The sequence below is a fragment of the Indolivaga capnocytophagoides genome (genome assembly GCF_036511535.1).
In the GTDB taxonomy this organism is placed as follows: Bacteria; Bacteroidota; Bacteroidia; order Bacteroidales; family Dysgonomonadaceae; genus Dysgonomonas_A; species Dysgonomonas_A capnocytophagoides.
Window position 1 is genome coordinate 4,465,872 of record NZ_AP028867.1, and the last position, 16,019, is coordinate 4,481,890.

General features: G+C 38.1%; 14 protein-coding genes. 10 read left to right on the plus strand and 4 right to left on the minus strand.

What is annotated here, in order from left to right:
* Nucleotides 1–5: 5 nt before the first annotated feature.
* From murC to AABJ51_RS18095, 7 genes are all read left to right on the plus strand, one after another.
* A complete protein-coding gene (gene murC, locus AABJ51_RS18065) occupies nucleotides 6–1,382 on the plus strand; it encodes a UDP-N-acetylmuramate--L-alanine ligase (RefSeq protein WP_338373713.1) in 1,377 nt (458 codons plus the stop codon).
* 21 nt (nucleotides 1,383–1,403) lie between these two features.
* Entirely contained in the window at nucleotides 1,404–2,138 is a 735-nt protein-coding gene (locus AABJ51_RS18070) for a cell division protein FtsQ/DivIB (protein ID WP_338373714.1), read from the plus strand.
* Between the two features lie 82 nt (nucleotides 2,139–2,220).
* Nucleotides 2,221–3,618, plus strand: a complete 1,398-nt coding sequence (gene ftsA, locus AABJ51_RS18075; RefSeq protein WP_338373715.1) for a cell division protein FtsA — start codon at nucleotides 2,221–2,223, stop codon at nucleotides 3,616–3,618.
* Nucleotides 3,619–3,766: 148 nt separating this feature from the next.
* Nucleotides 3,767–5,062 (plus strand): cell division protein FtsZ, encoded by a 1,296-nt coding sequence (ftsZ, locus tag AABJ51_RS18080; protein WP_026625476.1) that lies wholly within the window; start codon nucleotides 3,767–3,769, stop codon nucleotides 5,060–5,062.
* A 109-nt stretch (nucleotides 5,063–5,171) separates the two neighbouring features.
* Nucleotides 5,172–5,621, plus strand: a complete 450-nt coding sequence (locus AABJ51_RS18085) for a GatB/YqeY domain-containing protein (RefSeq protein WP_026625475.1) — start codon at nucleotides 5,172–5,174, stop codon at nucleotides 5,619–5,621.
* A 243-nt stretch (nucleotides 5,622–5,864) separates the two neighbouring features.
* A complete protein-coding gene (pdxH, locus tag AABJ51_RS18090) occupies nucleotides 5,865–6,503 on the plus strand; it encodes a pyridoxamine 5'-phosphate oxidase (RefSeq protein ID WP_338373716.1) in 639 nt (212 codons plus the stop codon).
* Between the two features lie 182 nt (nucleotides 6,504–6,685).
* On the plus strand, nucleotides 6,686–7,279 hold the full coding sequence (locus AABJ51_RS18095) for an RNA polymerase sigma factor (protein ID WP_026625473.1): 594 nt from the start codon (nucleotides 6,686–6,688) through the stop codon (nucleotides 7,277–7,279).
* Between the two features lie 53 nt (nucleotides 7,280–7,332).
* On the opposite strand, the gene dinB is transcribed toward AABJ51_RS18095, so the two are convergent.
* The 3 genes from dinB to AABJ51_RS18110 all read right to left on the minus strand — a co-directional run bounded on the left by dinB (nucleotide 7,333) and on the right by AABJ51_RS18110 (nucleotide 9,262).
* Nucleotides 7,333–8,403 (minus strand): DNA polymerase IV, encoded by a 1,071-nt coding sequence (gene dinB, locus AABJ51_RS18100; protein ID WP_338373717.1) that lies wholly within the window; start codon nucleotides 8,401–8,403, stop codon nucleotides 7,333–7,335.
* 57 nt (nucleotides 8,404–8,460) lie between these two features.
* Entirely contained in the window at nucleotides 8,461–8,784 is a 324-nt protein-coding gene (locus AABJ51_RS18105) for a DUF2752 domain-containing protein (protein WP_338373718.1), read from the minus strand.
* 88 nt (nucleotides 8,785–8,872) lie between these two features.
* Nucleotides 8,873–9,262 (minus strand): TM2 domain-containing protein, encoded by a 390-nt coding sequence (locus tag AABJ51_RS18110; protein WP_338373719.1) that lies wholly within the window; start codon nucleotides 9,260–9,262, stop codon nucleotides 8,873–8,875.
* A gap of 247 nt (nucleotides 9,263–9,509) precedes the next feature.
* On the opposite strand from AABJ51_RS18110, the gene AABJ51_RS18115 reads away from it, so the two are divergent.
* Complete coding sequence (locus AABJ51_RS18115) at nucleotides 9,510–12,131, plus strand: valine--tRNA ligase (protein WP_338373720.1); 2,622 nt, start codon at nucleotides 9,510–9,512, stop codon at nucleotides 12,129–12,131.
* Nucleotides 12,132–12,190: 59 nt separating this feature from the next.
* On the opposite strand, the gene AABJ51_RS18120 is transcribed toward AABJ51_RS18115, so the two are convergent.
* Nucleotides 12,191–13,279: a hypothetical protein gene (locus AABJ51_RS18120; protein ID WP_338373721.1), complete on the minus strand. Its 1,089-nt coding sequence runs from the start codon at nucleotides 13,277–13,279 to the stop codon at nucleotides 12,191–12,193.
* A 493-nt stretch (nucleotides 13,280–13,772) separates the two neighbouring features.
* On the opposite strand from AABJ51_RS18120, the gene AABJ51_RS18125 reads away from it, so the two are divergent.
* Together AABJ51_RS18125 and AABJ51_RS18130 are read left to right on the plus strand one after the other, a co-directional pair.
* On the plus strand, nucleotides 13,773–14,861 hold the full coding sequence (locus AABJ51_RS18125) for a redoxin family protein (protein ID WP_338373723.1): 1,089 nt from the start codon (nucleotides 13,773–13,775) through the stop codon (nucleotides 14,859–14,861).
* Between the two features lie 42 nt (nucleotides 14,862–14,903).
* Nucleotides 14,904–16,004, plus strand: a complete 1,101-nt coding sequence (locus AABJ51_RS18130) for a redoxin family protein (RefSeq protein WP_338373724.1) — start codon at nucleotides 14,904–14,906, stop codon at nucleotides 16,002–16,004.
* Nucleotides 16,005–16,019 lie beyond the last annotated feature (15 nt).

Consider the following 16,019-nt stretch of genomic DNA (forward strand, 5'->3'; position numbering starts at 1 on the left):
AGACAATGGATAATATCAAATCAGTATATTTTTTAGGAATAGGGGGGATCGGGATGAGCAATCTTGCTCGTTATTTTATGTCGAAGGGCAAATCAGTCGGAGGTTATGACCGTGCCGAAACTTTGCTGACCAAAGCTCTGGTGAAAGAAGGTGCGGATATTCATTATGCCGATGATGTAGCAAATATACCTGTCCTATATACTGATAAAGAAACGACCCTGATAGTATATACTCCTGCCATGCCTGATGATAGTCCTGAACTGAATTATTTCAGAGAGCATGGATTTGATATACATAAACGGGCTCAGGTTTTAGGATTGATAACTCAGTCCAGCAAGGCCTTATGTTGTGCAGGTACTCATGGAAAAACCACAACATCCAGCATGCTGGCTCATATACTTAAAGGCTCTCATCTTGATTGTAATGCTTTCTTGGGGGGAATACTTAAAAATTATGACAGTAACCTGATGTTATCAGATAAAAGTGAGTTTACAGTAGTCGAGGCAGACGAATACGATCGCTCGTTTCATTGGCTGCATCCTTATATGGCTTTGATAACCTCTGTAGATCCTGATCATTTGGATATATACGGAACGGAAGAAGAATATCTGAAAAGTTTCGAGAAATTTACATCGCTTATTCAACCCGGTGGAGTTCTGGTGATGAAACACAATATAAAACTGAAACCTCAGTTGCAATCCGGAGTCAGATTATATACTTACTCTCAGGATAAGGGCGACTTCAGGGCTGAAAATATAAAAGTGGGAAGTGGTACAATACGTTTCGATTTTGTGACACCCGATTCGGTTGTGAAGAATATAGAGTTAGGTGTTCCTGTTCGTATTAATATCGAAAATGGAATCGGTTCTATGGCTTTGGCTTGGTTGAACGGAGCTACAGACGATGAATTGAGAAATGGTATGCGTACTTTCCAAGGAGCAAAACGACGTTTCGATTTTATGCTGAAAACCGACTCATTGGTGATGATAGATGATTATGCACATCATCCGGATGAATTATCGGCTAGTATTTCATCTGTAAAAGAACTTTATCCGGATAAGAAAGTATTAGGTATTTTCCAGCCTCACTTATATAGCCGTACCCGCGATTTTGCGGATCAGTTTGCCCGTAGTTTATCGCTTTTGGACGAATTGATTCTTCTTGATATTTATCCAGCAAGAGAAAAACCTATCGAGGGAGTGACTTCTCAAATAATTTTTGATAAAGTTACCTGTAAAAAAACGCTGTGTAAAAAGAGCGAACTATTGGATATTATAAGGAATAAAAAAGATATAGAAGTTCTGTTGACTGTCGGAGCGGGAGATATTGACCAACTTTTGCAGCCGATAAAAGAACTATTGGAAGAACGATTAAATAAATAGGTCTGAGACCTTCAATTTCGAATGGTAAAGAAAATTTTAATCATAACAGGTTTATGTCTATTGGGCGGATACCTGATCTTTGCGGCCTTCTTTTTCGAGAAGCAGCCACAGGAGAAAGTATGCAGTCATTTCGAGGTTGTGGTTGATAATAAAAGCGATGATAAGTTCATTGAAGCATCAGATATCGAAAAAGATATAAATGCCAAAGGGCTTAATCCGTATGGAAAGCAGTTGAAAGAGGTTGATACATACGCCATTCAGCAGGAAATTTTAGAAAATAAACTGATACGCTCAGCCAATGTATTCATAACCAGTGATGGTGGTATAAGAGCCGTTATACAGGAACGGATTCCGGTATTGCGCATTATACCCGACAATGGCAATAGTTATTATATTGACAAGCAAGGAGAGGCAATGCCCCTATCTAACCGTAATACAGCTTATTTGCCTTTGGCTACCGGAAATATAAAAGAAGACTTTGCTGCAACAGATTTATATAAATTTGCATTATATTTGTATGATAACGCATTTTGGAATGCTCAGATTGAACAAATTGTCGTAAGATCTAAGACCGATGTCTCGCTGATAACCCGTATCGGAGATCATGAGGTCTTATTGGGCAGCCTGGATAACTATAAGGATAAATTGGCCAGGTTGAAAACTTTCTATACGGAAGCTTTACCCAATACGGGATGGAACAGGTATTCGAAATTAAATTTGAAGTACGACAAACAAGTTATAGGAACAAAACGTTGAATTAGAGTATTTGCTGATTTGTAACATTAGCAATACTAAAGTAATAAAAAGGCTGAATGCCTTAACTGAAAAGATAGAAGATATGGAACAGGCGGGTTTTATCGTGGGTATCGACCTGGGAACTTCAAAGATTGTCGGTCTTATGGGGCGTAAAAACGAGCAAGGTGTAATATCTATACTTGCTTCGGAATCAATCCCGTCCGACAACTGTGTGAAACATGGAGTTGTATATAATATTGATGAAGCTTCCGGTAAAATAAAGAAGCTCATAAACTTACTCGAAAATAAATCGGGACGTAAAATAGGTAAAGTATACGTATCTATTGCCGGAAAATCGTTGCGGGCAATAGAATATTCATTAACGAAGGATCTGGGTGTGGAGTCGGATGTTACATTTGCGGTTATAGACCAGATGGAACAGCAGGCCCGTCAGAATAAGCCTGAGTTTTTGACGAATTACAGTGTTGTCGCACCTGAAATATTTTTGGACGGACAATATGATGAAGATCCGATTAATAAAACAGCTTCTGTTGTCGAAGGTCGTTATCGTCTGATTGTCGGACGTCCTAATATAAAAAGTAATCTGAACCGCTGTCTTGTGGAGAAAAACCAACTGGAGATAGCTGGTTATATAGTAGGACCTGTAGCTGCAGGAGCCATTGTTTTGGATGAAGCAGATAAACAAGCCGGCTGTGCATTGATTGACTTTGGTGCTGGAACAACCACTCTTTCTATATATAAGGGAGGCTTGCTTCGTTATATGGTGGTGATTCCATTCGGAGGACGTACCGTAACGAAAGATATTAAAGAATTGGGATTCATTGACACTGCCGCCGAATCGTATAAAATTAAATACGGAAGGGTCGGTAAGGATAAAAATAAGCAGGCTACATCCAATTCGGATGTGGATGTAAAAGAGTTGAATAAGGTTATTCAATTACGTGAAGAAGAAATTATATTAAATATAATCAATCAGATAAAAGAATCGGGCTACTATAATCAACTCGAAGCCGGAGCTGTTATCATTGGTGCTGCATCTCAATTAACAGGTCTACCCGAATTTCTTGAAGAAAAATTGCAGATGCCGGTGAAACGAGGGGCTGCCAAGCGCTTGTATATAAATAATGCTGCCGATCTGCTTCAGAATCCGGCATATACACAAGTTTTGGGTTTATTGCTTTTTGCTAACGAGAATTGCGAAAAACGGGAGACTTCCAAAAGTGATTATTTGAACAGGCCTTCAGTATCGGTATCTGAATCAGTACCAACTGAAACAGCTGCAGAAGAACCTAAAAAACACGTTGCACCCGTAGTGCAGCAGGCTGCTCCGGTTGTAAATACCGATGAAGACGACGAGGAGGAAGATGAAGATGAGGAAAAACCGAGAAAAAAGAAGAAGGACAAGAAAGGTCCCGGATTATTCGATTTTTTCGGAAAGATTCAGAATCTTGGAGGAACGATGTTTAAAGACGAAGATTGATTAGTATGTCATTTTTGTTTCGATAAGTAATGATGGCTATTGATACGATAATAAATATATTGTTAAATTCTTTCAGTTACTTATTGGTAGTTTATATATAAAAATAATAAATAGGTCTTCGACCTTAAATTAGAAGATATATTAGTATATGGATGACGAAATATTAGACTTTCAATTTCCACGGAAAACGCAAACAATCATCAAAGTGATAGGTGTTGGCGGAGGTGGAGGTAATGCCGTAAACCATATGTATAATGAAGGTATTCACGATGTTTCGTTTGCATTGTGTAATACCGATAATCAAGCATTGCATGAAGCACCGGTAGAGGTGAAAGTGCAGCTTGGACGTCGTACAACAGAGGGGCTTGGAGCCGGAAACCGTCCGGAAGTCGCAAAAGCGGCCGCAGAAGAAAGCTTGACGGATATTCAGGAATTGCTCAGCGATGGTACAAAAATGGTATTCATTACTGCCGGTATGGGTGGGGGAACAGGAACAGGTGCAGCACCTGTTGTAGCCCGTATAGCCAAGGATATGAATATCCTTACTGTTGGTATTGTAACTATTCCTTTTGTATTCGAAGGCCGCAAAAAAATCATACAGGCACTGAAAGGTGTCGAAGAGATTGCTAAGAATGTAGATGCTCTATTGGTAATCAATAATGAGCGTTTGATAGATATTTATTCGGATCTGACTATACCTAACGCTTTTGCCAAAGCTGATGATACATTAGCTATTGCCGCAAAAGGTATTGCCGAGATTATCACTGTACACGGGCATATCAATCTTGACTTTGCCGATGTGAAGACAATACTCAAAGACGGAGGTGTGGCCATCATGAGTAGTGGTATGGGTGAAGGTGAATATCGTGTTGATGAAGCGATCAAGAATGCTTTGCACTCTCCGTTGCTTAACAATAATGATGTATTTGATGCTAAGAAGATATTATTCAATATTTATTCGGGTGAAGATAATCCGTTGATTGTTGAAGAAATGGAGTCTGTCTCTGAATTTATGAAACGCTTTGGTCCTGAGATTGAAGTTATCTGGGGTACAGCCACTGAAAAAGACTTGGGTGCAAAAGTGAAGATTACTCTTTTGGCAACAGGCTTCGGAATGTCGAGCATTCCGGGAATAGAAGAGCATCTGCGCGAGTTGTCAGACGAAGAATTACGTGAAGAAGAAGAGCGTCAATATAAAGAAGAAGAAGAAAAGCGTCGTATCAATGTGATGATCGAGCAGCATTATGGTAAGGATGGAGTGAAGACAATGGATGTCAGATCATTCTTTACGCCGAAACCAGTTATACTGTCGACCGAAGAATTAGATGACGATCGTATAGTCGAAGCTTTAGAGAATACACCTGTATTCAAAAGAGGTGAGGATTTCAACCCAAATGAATATAAGCCTGATAATAATAAAAAGGCTACCGATTTATTTAACTGATCAAGGTCTCAGACCTATTTATTAAATCAGTAAACGGATAGACGTACATTCAGTACTTGTTAACTGGTCTACTTGTTTACCATAATTAAATTACTAAAAATAACAAGTTATGAATTTGTTTGATAAAGTAAGTGAAGATATTAAAGACGCAATGCGAGCTAAAGATAAAGTAAGATTAGAAGCTTTGCGTGGTGCTAAAAAAGAATTTATTGAGGCTAAAACCTCAAAAGAAGGACATGGAGAGCTGGAAGATGATACAGCAATCAAGATTCTTCAGAAGATGGTAAAACAACGCAAAGACAGTGCGGAAATATATGTATCTCAGAACCGTCAGGATTTAGCCGAAAAAGAACTAGCTGAAGTGGCGGTACTGGAAGGGTATCTTCCTAAGCAGTTAACCGCAGAAGAACTGGAGGCTAAATTAAAAGCAATAATTACTCAGGTTGGAGCCAGTGGCCCTGCTGACATGGGTAAGGTAATGGGGGTTGCAACAAAAGAATTGGCTGGTTTAGCAGCCGGGCGTGCAATATCTGAGACTGTTAAAAAATTGCTGTCGTAAAGAACCGTATTTATACAAGTTTAGAATATTTAGGGGTTGTTGCTCAGGTCAATAACCCTTTTTTGTGTCTTTATGTAAATAAAATCCAATATTAGCTAGAGAACAAATCGTGTTAGTTTCGTGTTCTATTTTCGTAATAATAAATAACAGAATGTATTTGACGATATATTTCTGATTTATAACATACTTTGGTTGTTTTAGTTACCAAAGTAATAAAAAGGTCTGAGACCTTAATTCATATTTATGATAGACTTGTTTAATTTGCGGGAAGACTTTTCTCAAACCATACTGAATGAATCGGACGCATTGCCTGATCCTTTTGATATGTTTGAAGTATGGCTCAATGAGGCTATCGGGAGAATGGTTAAAGAACCCAATGCTATGAATCTGGCAACAGTAGGTCTGGATATGAAACCATCGTCACGCATTGTATTGCTTAAGCAATTCAGGAAAGAGGGATTCGTGTTTTTCACAAATTACGAAAGCAAGAAAGCCCATCAATTGGAAGAAAATCCACAATGTGCCTTAAACTTTATTTGGCTGGAAATGGAACGTCAGATAAGAATTGAGGGGCATGCCGAAAAGATATCATCGCAGGAGTCTGATTCGTATTTCGAAGTTCGTCCTGTGAATAGCCGTTTGGGGGCATGGGCATCTCCGCAAAGTGAAATTATTCCGGATAGAGAATATTTGAACAACTTACTCTCCGAATACAATCGGAAATTTGAAGGTAAAGAGATAACCCGCCCCGAGAATTGGGGAGGATATATTGTAAAGCCTACCCTTTTCGAGTTCTGGCAGGGGCGTTCGAGCCGTTTACACGATCGAATCCAATACCGCTTATCGGATAGTAGATGGATTATAAATCGAGTTGCTCCGTAATTAGTTGATCATTAATTGATTAATTTGTTGTAAAGTTGTTTTGTTAACATTTTTCAGATCTAAAATCTGTGAAAATTTGGAAAATTAGGATAATTGACCTTTATTTGTAACTTTATAAATAGACTTAAAAACTACATCGCCTATAGAACAACATTACTCTATAATAAATACATATATTAGTAATGGATTCACTGAAAGCCAAGACTGACGAGGAATTGGTCATTGATTATGCAATAGGGAATAATCATGCCTTTGATGAGCTATTGAGGCGACATCGAAAGAATGTATATAACTATATATTCTTTATAATCAAGAATAGAGAAATGGCAGAAGATGTTTTTCAAGACACTTTTGTGAAGGCCATCATCAATATAAAACAGGGACGTTATATTGAGAATGGTAAATTTAAGGCGTGGATAATGCGTATTGCCCACAATCTGATTATAGACTACTTCCGCTTAGAAAGAAACGAAAATACTGTCTCAAATGATGAGATGGAAGTTGATTTATTGAATGATGCTACACTATGTGATATCACTATAGAAGATAAAATGGTTTGGTCTCAGATACTGACAGATGTTAAACGTTTGATTGAGTATCTGCCCGATAATCAGCGGGAAGTCTTGGAAATGAGATATTATCAGGATTTGAGCTTCAAAGAAATAGCCGATCAGATAGGGATAAGTATTAATACGGCATTGGGACGGATGAGATATGCCATTATTAATATACGTAAATTAGCTGAAGAAAACGGAGTTATTCTGCATGTGATTTAATTTATAATGTGTTTTCCTATTAGTGGTGGTGTGTTGGTCGAGAGCTTGAGACTTTAATCCTTAAAATCTAAAGTAAGCTGAATGGCTCTTGATATGCTTCCCGGACTATCATTTTTCTTTATACTTAATCCTAATAACCTGACTTTTTCCTGCATATCTATATGTTTGATCAGATCTGTCGCAACTTCCATCAGAGTATGATAGTCTGTTATGTTGCTTAATAAAGTCCGGCTTCTTGTTATCGTTTTAAAATTAACATACTTGACTTTGAGAGTAATCGTCTTTCCTTCAAAATTATTCTCTTTAATGCGTTCTATTACTTCTGCTGCTATTTCTTTAAGCGGCGGTATAAATTCTTCAATGCTTCCCAGATCATTCATGAATGTATTTTCAGCACCGATAGATTTTCGTTCTCTGTTGGGTTCTACGGGGCGGTCGTCTATTGCTCTCGCATTGAGGTAATAAATGTGTCCTGCTTTACCGAAATGGCTGACCAGTTCTTGTTCAGATTTTAGCTTTAAATCCAATCCGGTTTTGATGCCCATCTGGTGCATATGCTGAGCGGTAATCTTACCTACACCGAAGAATTGCTCGATCTGTAGATTTTCAACGAATAACTCTGCATCCTTCGGTTTTATCACAAATATTCCGTTTGGCTTTTTATAGTCCGATGCTATTTTTGCAAGAAACTTATTGTGGGCTACTCCTGCTGATGCCGTTAGAGAGGTTTCTTCCAAAATCCGCTTTTTTATTTCCTGGGCGATCACTGTTGCATAAGGGATGTTTTTATGATTAATTGTTACATCCAGAAATGCTTCATCTAAAGATAATGGTTCTACGAGGTCCGTGTATTCATGAAAAATATTCATAATCTGATTAGATGCAGTTTCGTAAGCATCAAATCTGCTATGTATGAATATTAATTGCGGACATTTTCGAAGAGCTGTTTTGGAAGGCATAGCAGATTTTACCCCGAAACGGCGAGCTTCGTAGCTGGCGGAGGCAACAACTCCCCGTTCTCCGGAATAGCCAACGGCCACGGGTTTGCCTTGTAGTTCGGGATTATCTCTTTGCTCTATAGAAGCATAAAAGGCATCCATATCTATATGAATGATTTTGCGCATAGAACAAAAGTACAAAATGAAATGAAGAATGAGCAAGTATTTTCTTGGCAGGATTCTTTAAATTTCGTGATAGATATTTAAAACCCATGTTGACAAGATGAGAAACAGTAGTAAGAATTTCCACTTTCTGTCCAATGGTTGTTTTATATAGCTGAAAAATGAATTCTTTTTAGTGATAAGATCCCTTATGAGCCAGATTGTAGATATACTGACTGCAGCCGTAAACGGAATACATAAAATATTATAATACAGCGACTCCCCGATATGTCCATGCAATAGTGCCAGGCTGGCACGCCCCATGCCACATCCCGGGCATGGAATGCCTGTGATTAATTTAAACGGGCATATCGTTTTATACTCATGGTGTAAAGCGCAGTCCATGAGCAATAAAAATAAATAACCGGCAATAATAGATACAATTGCTATAATGTTATTGTATGGATATTGCCGGCTTTTTTCTATAAATATCTTAATTGGAGTAATGCGACATCCCATAGATGGATTGAACAAACAAATTATAGTTATATTCTCTTGTTCTGTCTTGTATTAAAAACCAATCGACAATTGTCCATATACCGCATCCACCGCAGGTTAATAATTTACCGACACCTAATCCTATATCATTTAATAAGAATCGGTCTATGCCCAATGGACCGACTAAAAGTGATATAACAAGAAGCATAGTCGGATCTTTGTAATCGGCTATCAAAACGGTTTGATATTGACTTTCAGTCAACTTTGACAGTTCTTGTTTGATTTGCATAAAATGCATCGGGGAAAACTTCTTTCCATGAGAGGCAAGAAACATATCAATTTGATTTTGACTGATTGCCGATTTCGTTGTTTCTGTATTTTCCATATTATACAATATTAAGTAAAAAAAGTATTTAATGATATTTTCAGTTCATGACAGACTTTGGTTGTTATACTTGCCAAAGATCAAATAGGTCTGAGACCTTAGAGTTAAATCAAAAGTAAATGTTTTTTTTAATATACTTAGTCCGAAGTGATCAATCTTTTTTCGGGACATAATGACTTTTGATAAAGTGTTAAGTCCTATATGCAAACATTTTTGTAATTTCGCAGATTGAATTTTAAATACGATTATGGAAATAGCAAGTAAGTACAACCCCGCAGAAGTTGAAGACAAATGGTACAAGTATTGGCTGGAAAATCGGTTTTTCCACTCCGAACCCGATAGCAGAGAGCCGTTTACAGTCGTCATACCTCCGCCAAACGTCACAGGTGTGCTGCATATGGGGCATATGCTTAACAATACTATTCAGGATATTTTGATCAGGCGTGCCCGTATGATGGGTAAAAATGCTTGCTGGGTTCCCGGAACAGACCATGCATCTATTGCAACCGAAGCTAAAGTGGTTGCAAAATTAGCCGCTGAAGGAATCGAAAAGAAAGATCTTTCTCGTGACGAGTTTCTGAAACATGCATGGGAATGGACTGATAAACATGGAGGTATCATTCTTGAACAGTTGAAAAAACTGGGTGCATCGTGCGATTGGGATCGTACATGTTTTACTTTGGACGAAAAGCGTTCCGAAAGTGTATTCAAAGTATTTACAGACCTTTATAATAAAGGATTAATATACAGAGGTGTCCGTATGGTGAACTGGGATCCGAAAGCTAAAACAGCTTTGTCGGATGAAGAGGTGATCCATAAAGAAGAACATAGCAAGCTGTACTATTTGAAGTATAAAGTAGTAGGGGATGACGATTATGCGGTAATAGCAACAACCCGTCCCGAAACTATATTTGGGGATATTGCAGTCTGCATTAACCCCAATGACCCGAAGACTGCCAGGCTGAAAGGCAAACGGGTGATTGTACCTATTGTTAATCGTGAAGTACCTATCATTGAAGATGATTATGTGGATATGGAATTCGGAACAGGTTTCTTGAAAGTAACTCCTGCCCATGATGTGAACGACTATATGCTGGGTGAAAAGTACAACCTCGAAACAATAGATATTTTCAATGATGACGGGACACTTAATAAACATGGATTGGCATACGAAGGTATGGATCGTTTTGACGTTCGTAAAAAGATAGAAAAGGATCTGACTGATCTTGATTTATTGGAGAAAGCTGAACCTTATACCAATAAGGTAGGTTATTCGGAACGTACACACGTGGCTATCGAACCTAAGCTGTCTATGCAGTGGTTCCTGAAAATGGAACATTTGGCTGCTCCGGCAGCAAAAGCTGTTCAGGATGATACGATCAGATTTTTTCCTGCTAAGTTCAAAAATACATACAATCACTGGATGGAGAACATCAAGGATTGGTGTATCAGTCGTCAGCTTTGGTGGGGGCATCGTATTCCTGCTTACTATTTGCCGGAGGGCGGATATGTAGTTGCTGAAACTCCTGAAAAAGCATTGGAAGAAGCACGCAGGAAAACAGGTAATAGCAATCTTCAAATGTCGGATCTGAAACAAGATGAAGACTGTCTGGATACTTGGTTCTCTTCGTGGTTGTGGCCTATTTCTGTGTTTGACGGAATTAATGAGCCTGATAATAAAGAAATAAATTACTACTATCCTACGAATGATTTGGTTACAGGACCGGATATTATATTCTTCTGGGTAGCCCGTATGATAATGTCGGGGTACGAGTACCGTCAGCAGCCATGTTTCCGTAATGTGTATTTTACAGGTATCGTTAGAGATAAGCTTGGACGCAAGATGTCTAAGCAGTTGGGTAATTCGCCCGATCCTTTAGACTTGATAGCCCAATACGGAGCAGATGGTGTCCGCATGGGATTGTTGTTGACTGCTCCCGCAGGTAATGACATTCCGTTTGATGATGCGCTTTGCGAACAAGGACGTAATTTTAACAATAAAATATGGAATGCTTTCCGTCTGATTAAAGGATGGGAAGTAGATGCAGCTATTGAACAGCCCGAATCGGCAAAGATAGCAATACAATGGTTCGATAATATCTTATCGAAGACTATCGAAGAGGTTGAAGATCTGTTCGGAAAGTATCGTTTGTCGGAAGCCTTGATGCAGTTGTATAAACTGTTCTGGGATGAGTTTTCGTCGTGGTATCTCGAAATGATCAAGCCTGCTTATCAAAAGCCCATAGATGCGGTGACATATAATGCAACACTGGAATTCTTTGATTCACTGGTGAGATTACTTCATCCGTTTATGCCGTTTATTACAGAAGAATTATGGCAAGCTTTGACTGACCGTCAATCGGGTGAAAGTCTTATGATTTCTGATATGCCCCAGTCGAAAGGATTTAATGCAGATTATTTATCTGACTTCGAAAAGGTAAAAGAAATAGTGTCGGGTATCCGCACTGTACGACTTCAAAAGAATATTCCGAATAAAGAACTTCTTGGATTGGAAGTTTTAGGAGAGTATGCCAAGACATTTGATTCTGTTATTCAGAAAATGGGTAATCTTACAGCTATTGATCAGGTTTCGGATAAATCTTCGGGTTCAGTGACCTTTATGGTTGGAACAACCGAATTTGCTATTCCTCTCGGCAATAATATCGACATCGAAGCCGAGCTGAAAAAGCTTGAAGAAGAACTTACTTATCTGAAAGGATTCTTAATTTCTGTACAGAAGAAGCTGAGCAACGAAAAATTTGTAGCGAATGCTAAGCCCGAAATTGTCGACAATGAACGCAAGAAACTGGCTGATGCCGAAAGCAAGATCAAAACAATAGAAGAGTCGATAGAGTCTTTGAAAAAATAATCTCTCGATTGTTCATATATAAACGGTTCCTCTTCGATTTAAAAGGGGAACCGTTTTTTCTATTCTATAGTAACTATTATTTTTGCATAAGCCGATTGTCCGCAGCCTCTGGGTAAGGGGATTGCAAATATGGAGAAGGATGTTGTACCCTGTTTTATTCCATGTAATTGGAATTTGAGATTGAACGCTGTTTTATACATCTGTTTGATATATTCTCTGTATTCTTTCATTGAATGGTTGGATGCTAAAGGTTTGCCTTCGGGTATGTCAATGTCATTTATATTAGCTACCCATAATTTACGATTATCGGTTGAGATTGTTTTTAAGAAAGACGTTTCTTTTTGAGTTTCATCAATTCGTATTTGTATATCCGATGGTACGATCATTTCTTGTTCAATGGCTTCTCCGACCATTATTATCTCCATTCCTGTCGCTGGTAATCCATTGTTGTTTATCAGAAATGATGCCGAATAAGGCTCTCCAATTTTTAAGTTATAATCCGAGATGTATGCCGAGAACATCAGATTAGTTTCGCGTAGAGCTTCGGCTTGGGCTTTTTCTTTCTTTGCAAAGTGCAGTTTTGTGCCATTGTCAGGCATTATTTCTTGGAAATACTGGTATCCTAATTGCATGAATAAAGGAGAAAGATGTATCAATGGAGCCAGCTTATCCAGATAGTTTTCCACCAATATCTGTTGCTCCCTGAATATTGAGAATATATCTTCAAAAGACTTATTATCGGGCAATATACTATTCCAGCTGTGTATTTCAGGAAAAGTGAATTTCAATTCATCATTGACATTATTGATAGAATGTTTCGTTTTGTCCATGCCGAATAAAGAGATATCCAGATAGTCACTGTCACTTACCATAGTACTTAAGACAGTTGTGCTTAATGATTCGGCTAAGAAAGAAGCTAGAATATCGGCACTATTGGCTTCAAGATCAAAGTCTTCGTCGTATATCGAATACCATGGCGTAGATTTCTCTGAGGCTATGATAATACTTTTATCAGCTGATTCTTCATTTTCGGTGGTTTCGTAGCCCAGATCATTGTGGATTTTTATTATACAATCAATTATGTTCCGGTTAGAAAGGGATTCATGCGCAGGTATTTTAACCTGTAGGTTAGAGAAGAAAGCTCCCATATTTATGTGTTGTTTAAATGGTTTGAATGTAAATGTATGAAAAAAACACCTAGGGTTACAGACCTTTTATTTACTTTTTTATCTATGGGTAAATATTCTTTGAAAAGCTAGAATCTAATGGGGAAATGTGACAATAAAGGAAAAAAGTAACAATGGAAAAAGTCCATTTTTGGTATCACCTTTGTTACCTTTTGAGGAATTTTGTAGGCGCGAATAATTATTTGCCCGGTATTTGCAGGCGAAAGATTTTTCGCCACTACGGGCAGCTGAAGTAATAAAGGAAATAAAAAGTAACCTTTTTGGTAAAATATTGAAAAAGAATAAACAAATGCCCGTCATATTCAGTTATCTATCGAATACTTTGCCTATTTTTGCTTATTAGTGGCAGTTAGTGTTTAATTAATGCAGAATTTATTTTGATTTTGTCGAGCCACAAGAAATACCTCATGAAATAGAATAAAAAGGTCAGAGACCTTAAAGGAATAAAATGCTTATGAACAGAATATTTAGTATTTGTTTATTACTGATAGCTTTATGTGCAAATGCTCAAAATAAGAAGTTTACAATTAATGGCTCTATTGATGGAGCAGGATATAATGGTAAATACATTTATCTTCAGAAGATGTCGGATGACAGACGTTCTTTGGTAAAGATTGATAGTGCTCTGATTCAGAATAATGAATTCGTTTTCTCTGATTTGTCAAGAACGGAAGGTGTAGAGTTGGGGTTTGTGTCGTCACCTCAATTAAAAGATGCTCCTCAGGCACTGGTTGTCTTGGAAAGCGGAATTATTGACCTGAAAATGGGAAAACCTTCTTTAGCATCAGGTACTCCGGGAAATGAAGCATGTTATCGGTTTATTCAGGATCAGGAATTACAAAAAACAAAGTTGGAAGCTTTGCTTCAAAAAACAGAGTATTTAGATTCTGAAGAGGGAACTGCAGAATATGACGCTCTTTTGAATACGATTAAAACCAACGGATTTGAATATACAAAATCGAATATTGGCAATGAGGTCGGGGAATTCTTCCTATTCTCTTTTATCGAATTGTTCGAACCTTCGGATATTCTTGATTTATTATCTGAAACACGTCCTCAATTCCAAAATAGCCGGATGGGGAGCGAGATGAAAGCTTATTTTGAGAAGAAAGCCAAAACCGGAAAAGGAGCTAAGTTTATGGATTTTTCGATGCCTGCTCCTGACGGCAGACAAATATCTTTGTCTGACTATGCAGGGAAAGGAAAGATCATATTAGTAGACTTTTGGGCATCGTGGTGCGGCCCTTGTATTAAAGAAATGCCTCATGTTGTGAAAGCTTATAATGAATATAGGGACAAGGGTTTCGAAATAGTCGGAGTTTCTTTCGACACGGACGCCAGTGCATGGAAAGGTGCTCTATCCCGATTGAATATGACTTGGCCTCAGATGTCGGATCTGAAAGGATGGAAGAGTGAAGCCGGACAATTATATGGAATTACGAGTATTCCTTTTACTATGTTGCTGGATAGGGAGGGAACGATAATCGCAACAAACCTGAGAGGCGAGCAGTTGTCAAATAAATTGAAAGAATTGCTGGACTAAGGTCTCAAATTTTACTTAATTAATAATTATAAATAAATAAGCATGAAGAAACTATTATACCTATTACCGGTAATAGCTTTATTATTGGCTTCTTGTACGAAGCAGAACGAATTGAACGGGACATTCGCCAATAAATCTAACGATGGCAAGATGGTTTACCTATTGTCAATGAAATCATTGAAGGATAATTTTGAGCCGATTGATTCGGTTATTGTCCAGGATGGGAAATTTAAATTCAAATTAAAAGAGACAACCGAACCTTCTGTTGGTTACATTGTTGTAAAAGAAGCCGCTGAGGGTACACCCAATGGCATTCCTTTTGTTTATGAAAATGGAACTATAGAGGTTGCAATAGATAGTGTCGCTAAAACTTCGGGTACACCGATGAATGATAAGTGTCAGGTTTTCTTTAATAAACTATCAGATGTAGTAAAACAGTTGGATGCGCTGGATTTAAAAATATATCAGGCAACAGACGATGTTGTACGTCAGGGTTATATGTCTCAGATGGATGCTTTGAACAAGCAAATGGGAACTATTGGTTATGATTTTGTTAAGGAAAATATCAAAAATAAGGTCGGAGAGTTCTATTTCATATCCTTTATGGGTGTTTTCTCTGATGAACAAGTGAAAGAACTGCAGGCGTTATCAAGCCCCGAACATCAGAAACTGATAGAAGAGATTCTTTCAATGAAGCAGGCTCAGAACGGTGGCGGAGGATTTGTTGGTAAAAAATATATTGATGTCAAAGGAGATTCTCCGGCCGGAAAGAAAATCGCTTTATCTGATTATGTTGGTAAGAATAAACTGGTATTGGTTGACTTTTGGGCATCGTGGTGCGGGCCTTGTGTTCAGGAAATGCCTAATGTGGTAAAAGCATATGCTGCTTATAAATCAAAAGGTTTTGAAATAGTCGGTATTTCTTTGGATGAAGACAAAGCTGCATGGACTGCTGCTTTGTCAAAAATGAATATGACTTGGCCTCAAATGTCGGATCTGAAAGGGTGGGGTAGCGAACTAAGTGCTCCTTATCATGTACAGGGTATTCCGTTTACACTATTGATTGATCAGGATGGGAATATTATCGCAGAAAATTTGAGAGGTGATCAATTAGAGCAAAAACTCGCTGAATTATTGAAATAAGGTCTCAGACCTTTT